Source organism: Haloarchaeobius pelagicus, assembly GCF_051207375.1.
In the GTDB taxonomy this organism is placed as follows: domain Archaea; phylum Halobacteriota; class Halobacteria; order Halobacteriales; family Natrialbaceae; genus Haloarchaeobius.
Genome location: NZ_JBPJZD010000005.1, coordinates 1 through 11,308, shown reverse-complemented (window position 1 = coordinate 11,308; position 11,308 = coordinate 1). Strand labels below are relative to the sequence as shown.

Annotated in this window: 10 protein-coding genes and 1 rRNA gene; 7 read left to right on the top strand and 4 right to left on the bottom strand. The window is 70.0% G+C overall.

The genetic code is table 11. The annotated features are described in order from the left end of the window. Positions 1-119: ribosomal RNA gene (rrf, locus tag ACSC1S_RS21765) — 5S ribosomal RNA — on the top strand; the annotation flags it as partial. A 181-nt stretch (positions 120-300) separates the two neighbouring features. Here the strand turns inward: rrf and ACSC1S_RS21760 are convergent. The 4 genes from ACSC1S_RS21760 to ACSC1S_RS21745 form a co-directional block, all read right to left on the bottom strand. Continuing rightward, positions 301-687 (bottom strand): DUF7970 domain-containing protein, encoded by a 387-nt coding sequence (locus ACSC1S_RS21760; RefSeq protein WP_435366165.1) that lies wholly within the window; start codon positions 685-687, stop codon positions 301-303. Beyond that, complete coding sequence (locus ACSC1S_RS21755; RefSeq protein WP_435366164.1) at positions 684-1,559, bottom strand: ParA family protein; 876 nt, start codon at positions 1,557-1,559, stop codon at positions 684-686. The genes ACSC1S_RS21760 and ACSC1S_RS21755 overlap by 4 nt, the downstream gene beginning before the upstream one ends. Before the next feature lie 580 nt (positions 1,560-2,139). Then, positions 2,140-2,382, bottom strand: coding sequence for a DUF8593 domain-containing protein (locus tag ACSC1S_RS21750; protein WP_435321034.1), 243 nt, complete (start codon positions 2,380-2,382; stop codon positions 2,140-2,142). Between the two features lie 143 nt (positions 2,383-2,525). Beyond that, positions 2,526-3,236: a hypothetical protein gene (locus tag ACSC1S_RS21745; protein ID WP_435366163.1), complete on the bottom strand. Its 711-nt coding sequence runs from the start codon at positions 3,234-3,236 to the stop codon at positions 2,526-2,528. A 245-nt stretch (positions 3,237-3,481) separates the two neighbouring features. On the opposite strand from ACSC1S_RS21745, the gene ACSC1S_RS21740 reads away from it, so the two are divergent. From ACSC1S_RS21740 to ACSC1S_RS21715, 6 genes are all read left to right on the top strand, one after another. Continuing rightward, positions 3,482-3,670 (top strand): hypothetical protein, encoded by a 189-nt coding sequence (locus ACSC1S_RS21740; protein WP_435321036.1) that lies wholly within the window; start codon positions 3,482-3,484, stop codon positions 3,668-3,670. A gap of 79 nt (positions 3,671-3,749) precedes the next feature. After that, positions 3,750-4,154 (top strand): hypothetical protein, encoded by a 405-nt coding sequence (locus ACSC1S_RS21735; protein ID WP_435366162.1) that lies wholly within the window; start codon positions 3,750-3,752, stop codon positions 4,152-4,154. Positions 4,155-4,302: 148 nt separating this feature from the next. Next, positions 4,303-7,470 carry a transglutaminase TgpA family protein gene (locus ACSC1S_RS21730; protein ID WP_435366161.1) on the top strand — a complete coding sequence of 1,056 codons (3,168 nt, stop codon included), beginning with the start codon at positions 4,303-4,305 and terminating at the stop codon, positions 7,468-7,470. Next, entirely contained in the window at positions 7,471-8,271 is an 801-nt protein-coding gene (locus ACSC1S_RS21725) for a DUF7269 family protein (protein WP_435366160.1), read from the top strand. It abuts the gene before it with no gap. After that, positions 8,268-9,686: a DUF58 domain-containing protein gene (locus ACSC1S_RS21720; protein ID WP_435366159.1), complete on the top strand. Its 1,419-nt coding sequence runs from the start codon at positions 8,268-8,270 to the stop codon at positions 9,684-9,686. The genes ACSC1S_RS21725 and ACSC1S_RS21720 overlap by 4 nt, the downstream gene beginning before the upstream one ends. 18 nt (positions 9,687-9,704) lie before the next feature. Next, complete coding sequence (locus ACSC1S_RS21715) at positions 9,705-11,279, top strand: DUF7519 family protein (protein WP_435366158.1); 1,575 nt, start codon at positions 9,705-9,707, stop codon at positions 11,277-11,279. Positions 11,280-11,308 lie beyond the last annotated feature (29 nt).

Below are 11,308 nucleotides of genomic sequence, written 5' to 3'. Positions count from 1 at the left end.
GGCGGCCAGAGCGGTGAGGTTACACCCGTACCCATCCCGAACACGGAAGTTAAGCTCACCTGCGTTTGGGCGAGTACTGGAGTGCGCGAGCCTCTGGGAAAATTCATTCGCCGCCTCCACTCATACTACGAAGCCACACACCCACCGCGGGTGTGTGGCTTTCTTCATTTATAGCTCGGGGAGTGCCGACAGTAGGTCGGTGCTGCTCGGGTGCGTTCGGTGACGGAGTGGCAACACCGTGTCGCTACCGTCGTTGTTCACCGCGCCGAAGCGGAGAGCTCGATCGCTGGTGTGGTGGCACTACTCGTCGAACCGCATCCCGTAGCCCCAGTCTTCGAGTTGTCCCTCGACTTCGTCGAGGTGCTGGAGCCCGACCGTCACGAGTGCTTCCCGGAGGTCGGTCCGGGAGATGTTGCTCTCGAAGGTGTCCTCGAGTGCGGCGAGTGCGTCGTCTTCGGCGGCTTTCGTCTCCGGCTGCAGGAACAGGGGGACGCGGTCACGGCCGTCCTGGACGCTGGTTCGTCGGAACTTGTACGGGATCGTCGTCGACGGTCCGCCAGCTGCTCGGTCTGGGCGCTCTGTCGATGCGTTCGTGGGTCCGGTAGCGCTAGCGTCGTCGGTCTGGTCCTCCGGGTCGGAATCGTCGGCGAAGGGGTCCTCGCCGGCACCCTTCTTCATCCCCGTCATGCGGACACCACCTGGTGGTCGAGGTCGCCCGGCTCCGGTGGGTTCGGTGCCTCGAGTCCGACCTCGCTTTCGAGTTGTCGGGCGAGCCGGTCGAACTGCGCGAGCGTCTCGAGCTCGTAGTCACGCTGCCGGTCGCGGTGCTCGCTGACGTAGGTGAACGCCGAGCACTGCTGCATCCAGCAGCCCTCCATCAGTGAGCTCCGCTCGCCCACGATCTCCGGGATGGGGTAGTCGATCTCGTCGAGGATCGTCCGCTGGTCGCGTGTGTCCTTGAACCCGACCGGGACGGCGGCGAGCACGCCGACGTCGACGTCGAGCTGGTCTTCGAACCCGCCGACGAGTGCTTCCAGTCCCTCGACGGCGGCACGGCCCTTCGCGCTGGGCTCGACTGGGATGACCAGTGACCGGGTCGCGTGGATGGCGTTGTAGAGGTGCGGACCCTCGGTCGCCGGCGGGTCACAGATGAGTACGTCGTACTCGTCTGGAACGCCCGCTTCGCGGAGCACCCGCAGGAGCTGGGCGTGCATCCCGAACGCTTCGCCCATCGCCTCGGCCTGGTCCTTCTCGCGCTGGAGGTACTCTGCGAGGTCGGAGAGCATGTTGTGTTCGGGGACGATGTCGACGCCTTCGACGGTCCGGATGAGGTCGTCGAAGTCGCCTTTCGGGCGGCGAATCAGGTGCCGGACGAGGTTGTCGACGGGTTCGGTCCGCTGGTCGTCGACGCCGAACAGGCGAGAGAGGTCGCCGTCCTGTGGGTCGAGTGGGACGACGAGCGGCTTCAGTCCGGCTCGGGCGTGCGCCACGGCCAGGTTCGCCGCGGTGGTGGTCTTGCCCACCCCGCCCGCCTCGCTGTAGGTCGAGTACGCTAACATGTGCTCGTGATTCGTGCCCGTGTTCTTGAATGTTCACCGATGATGTTCACTGAAGATGTTCATAGTGAACAAAGCTGGTGAACAAAGACAGTGAACAAATCTACTGAACACGGGTACTGCAGCGTGTTCACTGGAAATGTTCAGTGAGAATGTTCAGTGGGAATGTTCACCAGCTTTGTTCATTCTATGTGTTCACGCGCTGTGTTCAGCAGCTACGTTCAGCGCCGGGCCGTGTTCATCGAGTACCCATATCGCCGTGCGGGCCCTCGAGCTGAGTCGGTCGATTTCGGGGGGCTCCTGGAAATAGTCCATTATAGAATATCTCTCGTGCCCACACGGACTGAACGAGTCTGTGTGGACACAGACATTTGCGGGGATTTCGGGCCGATCTCGGATATATCGTATCTCGCGATATCGAGTTGCCCGAATCAATCAGCTGTGGGCAACGAACGAAGACATCTGTGAAATCTAACCAATGCTGGCCGGCGATGTCGAGTGGCTTCCCGGCCGGCACCGTGGCTGCTCGCGAGGAGACTGGAAAAAACCGGGCGGCAGCCACTGCAGCCGGATGGCTGGCTGCTTAAAGGTCGGCCTTGACGTGGATCTCGTCGTCAGAGATCGCCTCTACCGCGTCGTGTTCGAGCTCGAATGTGTCCTTCTTCTCGTCCGTCCAGCCGAGCTTCTTGCGCATCCCACGCGAGAGTGTCGAGTCCGGTTTGATGTACGCTTTACCGCCGGCGACGTTGTCGACGCGGCCGATCATATCGCCGTCGGTGGACATCACTTTCTTCCCCTTGTCGTTGTCTTCGAAGTTTCGGACCATTAGTGTACTCCGGACTGCTCGCCCGCTGGAACCCAGCCGGTCGAGCGTCCGTCCCAGAATTCGTCTCATAACCATATATAATGATTACTTGATAAATGTGTCCGTGATGCAACTGTTCTGTGAGGTAACTGTTCTGTGAGGTGTCAGTGCGCGGGCTCGACGAGACGGTCGGTGACCTCGTCGAGGTGTTCGAGCCCGACGACCGCCACGACGTCGCCCTCCTGCCTGAGGCGGGCCAGGTGGCGGGCCATCGTCTTCTCGCGGGCGGTGTCGAGGAGTGAGATCGGTCGTGGTGTCTTCGTCGCACTGCGCAGTGCCCGGTTGCGGGCGATGAGCCGGCGCTCGTCCTCGGCCTGAACCCCGGGTGGGTCCTCGTGCGAACAGTCGTGGGCGATCTCGGGAACCGTCTCGTCCATCGAGACGAGGCCGGCTGGACCGGCAGTGGCGGCCACCCGGCACTGGAGCGCGTGCCGGGAGAGGTCCGTCACGTCACGCAGGACCCGGCGGACGGTCAGCATCGCCGCGTCCGTGTCTCGGAGTTCGGCCACGACCGTCCGGAGGAACGACCGGGTGGGCGCGTCGATGCCGACCACGCGGGCGTCGGGGCCCACCGCCTGGATCGCGGCGCTCATCTCACCGCCGCGGCGTGGTGGAATCTCGTTCTCTGTCGCGTACTCCTCGAACAGCGGCACTGCGAGGGGTGCCAGCTCGAGCGCGACCACCTCGGGCGAGAGGTGTCTGACCACGTGCTGGACGCGGTAGATGCTCGCCGGGTGGTCGTGCACGATACCGAGCAGCGTCAGCGTGCCCGTCTCGTCGCCACCGGGAACGACCCTGGCGTGGGTCGCAGTCACTCGTGGATCGTCGACACTCTCGAAGTCGATTCCGTGCGTATCGCAGGGTTCAGCCATTGGTTGGGGGGGACGCTGTGGAACGACCGTGTCGTCGCCGCGGATTGGACGTTGTTACGCCCTGAGTGGTAAAGCTCTATCGCCGTTTGTGAGTCCATACCGCACGACCGGAGGGAGTTGCCCCCGCGTTATGTAACCACACGAACCTTTATGCAGTGGTATTGAGTATCACATTTCGCGCATCCGCCATGACCGAGACAGATTCATCCGACAGGCTCGCACAGCTCTTCGTCGACATCACCGGCGAGACGACCACGACGGAACGCCAGACCGAGGCGGTCCACGGCGTCGTCGACGACGAGGTCACGACCGACGTCAGGGAGAGTCTCCGGGCCACCGGGCTCGAGGACACCCTCTCGGAGCCGGACACCGGCTAACCATCTCTGCTTCTGTCAGCTCCGGGTCGTGTCGCTGCTGACACAACCCTCATCAGGCACACGTGACTACTCTCGCAGCATGCCCAGTAGCCACACGCCCGAGTCCGTGCCGGTCTGTCGAACCGAGGACGAGCACCGGGCGGCCTACACGAAAGCGAACCGGAACGGGGAACCGCTGTTCGTCGTCGACGAGGAGGAACACGGGTTCTCACTCGCCTACGACCTCATCCCGACCGGGAACCGCCTGACTGCGGAGGCGAAGGCCGAGCTGAAAGACCGCGGGACGGCCCGGGTCGAGGAACTCGTCGAGGGGGACGAGAGCGAGACGACCCAGTTGCACCACAGTTTCGGCAACGCGATGGGGAACGTGTTCTACTTCGCCGAGGAACGGGTCGCCCGGGAGTTCGCGGCGACCGTCTCCGAGATCGTCCTCGACGAGACCAACTGGGAGCCGGACCCCGACGGCCCGAGCGGGCCGAACTGACCCTTCTCGAATACGATTCGACCTCCGGGTTGCAGCCGGTCGCCGGTCGAACCCCCCAGAGGGCTTAATATCTTGTTGGGGTTACAGGACAGTAATCCACACAGATGGGGCCGACCGACCTGCCGCCGAGACGCCGGAGGAGAGAACGATGACGGGCGGCGGTGGCCGTTCGCTCGGCCAGCTCGTCCTCGTCTGTCTCACCGTCCTCGGCCTGGTGCTCGCCGCCGGTATCCTCCCGGCAGTGCCCGGACAGGCACCACTGGGCGGCCTCGCAGGCCCACCCGGTGGCGTCCCCGGCGGCACTCCAGGCGGTTCCCCTGGTGGCCTCTCCGGGCTGTCCGGCCTCAGCGACCTGCTGGGCATGGGCTCCGGCAGCGACGTCTCGCCGCAGGACGCAGCCGCGGCGCAGAGTGACGGGACACAGAGTGACGGGACACAGAGTGACGGGGAAGCAGCGACACGGACCAGCGACCAGAGACAGCAAGCCACCCAGTCGGGGACGAGTTCAGCACCTGCAACCGCTGCCGATGGCGAGGGAACCACGGGCGACTCGACGGACCAGGGGCCCAGCACGAGCGACGCTGGAGCGTCTGAACAACCGGGTGAGTCCGGTAGCTCCAGCAGCGATGGCGGCGAGCCCGCCGAGCCATCGGGGCTCGCCGAGACCGAGGGCGACCTCGAGGGTGGGGACCAACTGACCAACGGTCCCGACGCCGGGTCGGGTGCCGAGAGCGCCCGTGCACAGACGCAGTCGGCGGCGGCGGCAGGTCTCTCACAGCTCGCTGCCCCGCCGGGCCAGACCAGCATCGGTGGCCTCGACGCCGCGTCCTCGTCCTTCGGGAACCAGTCGCCGACCCGGCTGTTCACCGTCGAGAGCCCGGCCCCGACCTACGTGCGGACCAACACCTTCGCGACCTACACCGGGACGGGCTGGGCGCGCGAGACCGACCCCGTCCCCTTCGACGGGTCAATACCCGACGCCGCGGCCGAGGGCGAGACGGTCCCCGGCGAGCGCGTCACCCAGCGCATCACCCTGGAGACCGCGTCGGCGACGCTCCCGACCGCGTGGCGACCGGTCGCCGTCGCGGTCGAAGGCGTCCCCGGAGCCGACCTGCAGGTCACCGAGCAGGGAACGTTCCAGGCCGAGACCGCGCTCCCGAACGGGACCACGGTCACCGTCACGAGTTATCCGCCACCCGACGACCCGGCCCGGCTAGCCGCCGCGGGGACCGACTACCCCGCAGCCGTCGCGGAGCGATACACCCAGCTCCCGGCGGACACGCCCGAGCGCGTCCGGAATCTGACTGCAGACATCACGGCCGACGCCTCGAATCCCTACGAGAACGCCCGGGCCATCGAGGCGTGGCTGGAGACCGAGAAGACGTACTCGCTGAACGCGAGCCACGACCCGTCGCGGCCGGTGGTCGACCAGTTCCTCTTCGAGATGGACCGCGGCTACTGCCAGTACTTCGCCAGCGCGATGACCGTGATGCTCCGCAGCGAGGGCATCCCGGCCCGGTACGTCACCGGTTTCTCGCCCGGGCTCCGGGCCGGCGAGGACGAGTACCTCGTGACGGGCTCGAACGCCCACGCGTGGGTCGAGGTGTACTTCCCCGAGACCGGCTGGGTCCAGTTCGACCCGACGCCGCCGGCCGACCGCAAGACGAGCGACCAGCGGACGTTCGACGCGGCTGCCGCCAACGCTAGTGCCGCCGGGCAGCCGGGGAGTGACTCCATCGCGCCCCGCCAGTCCGACACCGCGGGCAGCCCGGGTGAAGAACCGCTCTCGAAGAGTCCGCCGCCGTACACCGTCCAGCTCAACCGGAGTGCCGTCCCGGGCGCTAGCGTCACCGTCACCGTCTCGCGGGCGGGCACGCCCGTCGAGGGCGCAGTCGTCCGGTTCGAGGACGAGGTCGTGGGGACGACAGACGACCTCGGGCAGGTCGTCGCGACGGTTCCCTACGTCAGAGAACTCGACGTGTCGGTGCGCGCGCCGACCGCCAACGGGACGGCGTCGGCAGCAGCCGTGCCCCCAACCCAGTCCGTCCGGTTCTTCGCTGGCGGGCACGGCCTCCCGCCGCCGCCCCAGCGCGGGGCTGGCCCAGGCACCGCCTCTGTCCAGTTCGCCCCCGACAACACCACCGACTCCCGGACCTACCGCGTCGACTCGAACGTCTCCATCCGGGTCGCGGGCGTCCCCGTCGCCGGGAACACCGTGACCCTCACCGCCGCGGTCGAGGACGTCCCGATGCGCGAGGCCGCGGTCACGGTCGCGGGCGAGCGCGTCGCGACGACGAACTCGACGGGCGGGGCCCGCATCGAACTGCCCGCGGCCGCGACCGGGACGGTCCCGGTGACGGTCGAGCGCGGCGAGATCAACGGGACGGCGAACGTCTCGCTCGCCGCCGTGAACCTCAGCGTGACGCCGGCGTACCTGCTCGCGCTGCCGGGCCAACCCGTGGCGGTGAACGTCACCGTGGGTGGGCAACCGGTCTCGGGCGTGCCCGTGACGGTGGCCGGGCAGGCCGTCGGTCCGACCGGCCCCGACGGGACCGTCGACGCGGCGCTCCCCATCGCGGACAGCGCAGTCATCGTCGCGACCGTCGGGGGACAGCCACAGCAGACCACCGTCGACGACCTGTTCCGCAACCTCGGGCTCGTGCTGGGGAGCGTGCTCGTGGTGCTCGTCGCCCTGCTCGGCGTCGGCTACCGGCGCGGGGTGACGCCGGGCCGGGTGCTCGACCGGGTCCAGGCCGCGGTCGCGTGGGCCGCGACCATCGCCGTCCAGGCCGTCTTCGCGGTCGCGAGCCGGCTGGAAGCCCTGGGCTGGTGGCTGCTCGGGTTCGGCACCGACGCGGTCGGCCAGCTGCGCGCCCTGCCCGGGCTGGTGCTGTCGCGCCTCGAAGCCCTCGCGACCCGCCTCGACCCGCGCCGGCTCCTCGCGTTCCTCCAGGGACTCGTGGCCGGCCTGTTCGGCCGCGGCGGGAGCGACGGCGCGCCGGGGGCGGGAGAGGCCACGTCCGGGTCGGGGACCCAGCACCAGTCCGCGGCCGCCGCGGCCGCGCACGAGACCCTCCGGGACCTCTGGGCCGAGTTCATCGGCGTGGTCCGCCCACCGCACGTCCGAACGATGACCCCGACCGAGATCGCCCAGTACGCCATCGACCGCGGGCTCCCGGCCGGCCCGGTCAGGACCGTCACCGACGCGTTCCGCGACGCCGAGTACAGCGAGCGCGCGGCCGACGAGACCGTCCTCGACCGGGTCCGGAGCGCCCTCGCGGCGGTCCGTGACACCGGTTCGGGAGGTGACGACTGAATGGCCGACAGCCGCGACGATGGCGGTGCCCGTCGCCTGCTGACCCTCCGGAACGTGCTCGTCGGTGCCGGGCTGGTCGCCCTCGCCGTGGGCGTCGCATTCATCTTCCTCCCGGGGGCGGTCCCCCGCGCGCTCAGAGTGGTCATCGACGACCTCGTCGCGGCCGCCGGTCCGGCGCTGCTCTCCGCGCTGGTCGCACTGGTCGTCGGCCTGTACGCGGTGTACCGGCTCTGGCGTGCGGCCGGCAGCGAGTCGGTCGACGGGGACGGCCGGTTCCGCAGTGCCGACACCGGGAGCCAGCGTCCCGGGCCGGCGGCCCTGCAACCGCGCGACCGCCGGACCGGTTCCGACGTCGATTCGACCCTCGCGTGGGCCGCCGCCAGCACCACCGGGGACGCTCACCCGAACCACTTCGACCGGGCGAAGACGCGCCTCCGGTCGGTCCTGCTCGACGTACTCGAACACTCAGGCAAGTACGACGACCCGGAACAGGCCATCGCGACCGGGGCGTGGACCGACGACACGGTCGCCGCGGCCTTCCTCGGCGACCCGGACGAACCCGGCCTGCCGGACCTCTCGCTGTGGCAGCGACTGTACGGCTGGCTCTACCCCACGCAGGCGTTCCGGGCGCACTACGAGCGGACCCTGGCCGCGGTCGAGTCGCGGTGTGCCGACGCGGTGTCCGGGTACGAACCGCCCGAGCAGGTCGAGGAGGACGTGGTCGACGCCACGGCCGGGTTCGACCCGGTTGGCGGTGCGGACGGCGAGGGCAGAGCCCGGCCCAAGGAGGTGCAGGGATGACCGGGAAATCCGGTTCCGGTTCTGGTTCTGGTTCCGAGTCCGACGCTGGCGGCAGCGTGACCCGGCTCGACCGCTGGCGCGGGGTCACCGCCGCGACCGTCGCGTTCGTCGCGGCGGGCGTCGCGACGGGCCGGCCCGAACTCCTGCTCGCGGGGGCGATTCCCCTGGTGTTCGTCGCCTACAGCGCGCTCTCGACGGTCGCACCCGTGGGAGACGGCCTGCGGGTCGAGCGAACGGTCGCGCCCGCCGCACCCATCCCCGGCCAGCGCGTGACCGTGACGCTGACCGTCGAGAACACCGGCGACCGGGCGCTGACCGACGTGCGCCTCGTCGACGGGGTGCCCGACGGGATGACGGTCGTCGACGGGTCGCCCGTGGGGGCGGTGTCGCTCCGGCCGGGCGCGAGCACCGACCTCACATACACGCTGGTGCCCCAGCGCGGGACCCACGAGTTCGCTCCGGTCGCGGTCCGGGCGCGGAGCCTGAGCGCGAGTGCGGTCGTCACCGAGGACGTGGCGACGACCGGGACCGAGACCGTCGACTGCCGGGTGACCGTCGAGGACATGCCGGTCCAGGACCAGACGATGTTCTTCACCGGGCCGCTCGCGACCGACACCGGCGGGCCGGGCGTCGAGTTCCACCAGACGCGGGACTACCGCCGGGGCGACCCGATGAACCGCATCGACTGGCGGCGGCTCGCCAAGCGGGGTGAGCTCGTCACCATCGAGTACCAGGAGCACCGGTCGGCCCGCGTGGTCGTGGTGCTCGATTCGCGGGAAGAGGCGAGACAGAGCGCCGCGACCGGGTTCCCGACGGGGGCGACCCTGAGCGCCTACGCCGGCGCGCTCGCGCTCGACGCGCTGGCGGACGCGGGCCACCAGGTCGGCCTCGCCGCCTTCGGCATCCAGACCCCGGGTGACGGGCGGACCCCCGCCCCGGCCTGGGTCGGCCCCGGGTCCGGCCGCGGGTTCACCGCGCGGGCTGCCCAGGTCGTCGACGCCGCGACCGCCACCGACGGCGTCGGCGCGAGCGGGCCCCTGACCGGCGGGGCCGGAACCGGCGATGGTGATGATAGAAAGTCGGGTGCGCAGGCGGTCGCGGCCGACGGCGGCTCCGCCGAACTCGACCGGCTGCTCGCGCGCCTCCCCAGTGACGCCCAGGTCCTGTTCGTCACGCCCGCGCTCGACGACTTCCCGGTGACGGTTGCCCGGACGCTCCGGGGGTACGGCCACCGGACGACCGTGCTCTCGCCCGACGTCACCGGCGGGCGGAGCGCCGGCCAGCAGGTGGTGACGATGGAGCGCGCCCTGCGGCTCGACGAGATGCGGACCGCGGGGGTCCCGGTCGTCGACTGGGCGCACGACACTCCGCTCCCGATGGCGCTCGCCCAGGCCATCCGCCCCTGGGTGAACTGAGTACGAGAGTCGAAGACCATGCCAGGAACCCCAGACCCACGACCCGACGACCCGCACCGGCTGGAGCAGCTGCGCCGCGAGGAACAGGAGACGCAGAGCCAGCCCGCGACCCGCACGAGCAGCCTGCTGGCGGTCCTGGGAACTCTGATTGGGGTAGCCCTGCTCGCGGTCGGGACGGGCCAGGTCGCCGCCAGTGGAATGGCGGTCCTCACCGGCCTCGTGTTCGCGGGCGTCACCTCGCTGGCGGCCCGCCGGACCCCGCTCGGTGACCTGCTCGCGACGCTCTCGCTCCCCGTGCTGGCCGCCCTGTTCGTTGCGGCTGCGGTGCTTCCGGTCGCCGTGGGCGGGGCGGTGCGACCGATGGCCTCGCTCACCGCCGTGGCGCTGGTGTTCGCGGTGTTCGGCGCGGCCACGGCCCCGACCGGCGGGCTGGGGAACAAGAGCGTGTACCGGACCGCGACCCTGCTGTTCGAGACGCTCGCGCTCCCCGTGCTCGCGACCGGGGTACTGTTCGTCAGCGACCTCGCGCTCCTCGACGAGGTCGTGCGCGTCGCGAACGACCTGACCGGCGACGGCGTCGACGCGCTGCTCGCGCCCGGGCAGGAGTCGCCGGAGCTGGCCGGGTTCTGCCTCCTCGTCTCGGTCGCCGGGCTCGCGACCGCGTCGGCGCTCCGCCGACTGCCCCTCGTCCAGTTCGTCGAGCGCGAGGACCGCAAACGCGTCTCGGCCCTGCTGGACCGGACCGCGAGCCGGCTCCGGCAGGTCGGCCTCTTCGCCATGGTGGCGTCCCCGGTCCTGCTCGCCGTCCAGGTCGCGACCGGGCTCGCGCCGCTGCTGTCGTGGTCACCGGCCGTGCTGTCGGTGGTCCGGGCGGTGTCGACGGCCCAGCCGCTCCGGCTGGTGCTCTTCGGCGTCGCCGTGGTGGCGACGGTGCTGGTGCTCGCGGTCGGCCTCGTCACGCGCCTCGCGCGCCGGAACCTCCGCGAGACGGTCGGGTCGGTCGCGCCCCGGCTTGCCGGTGGGGCGGCTGTGACCGGGCTCGTACTCGCGATGGGCGAGCAGGCCTTCGAGCTCGTGCTCGCGCAGGCACCCGCCGGGGTCACGAGTGTGCTGACCCAGGTCGCCGACACGGCCTCGCCGACGGTCGTCGTCTTCGCGCTCGTCGTCGTGCTCGCAACCGGGTTCCTGAGCGTGTTGCTGGGGTTCTCGCTGCTCGCCGGGATGGGGTTCGTCTCGGACCGGACCGCCTCGGCGTCGGTCGCCGGCGGGAGCCTCGTGGCGGCCGCGCTGTTCGCCGGCATCGGCGGGCTCCACGCGCTCGTGCTGTTCGGGACCGTCGCGGTCGGCATCGTCGTCTGGGACGTGGCGAGCTTCGGGACCGTTCTTCGGGCCGAACTCGGTGACGACGCGGCGACCCACCGGCCGGAGCTGCTCCACGCGGTCGCGAGTGGGTTCGTCGGCGTCGCCGCCGTGGTTCCACTGGTGGTGCTCTCTGGCCAGCGCATCCCGGTCGGCGGGGCGACCGCCGCCGTGGTCGGCGTGGTGGCGGCCGTCGTCGGCGTGGTCGCCCTCACCGCCGCGCTGCGCGGCTAGCCGCAGGCGACCAGGGCGGGCGGGTGGGG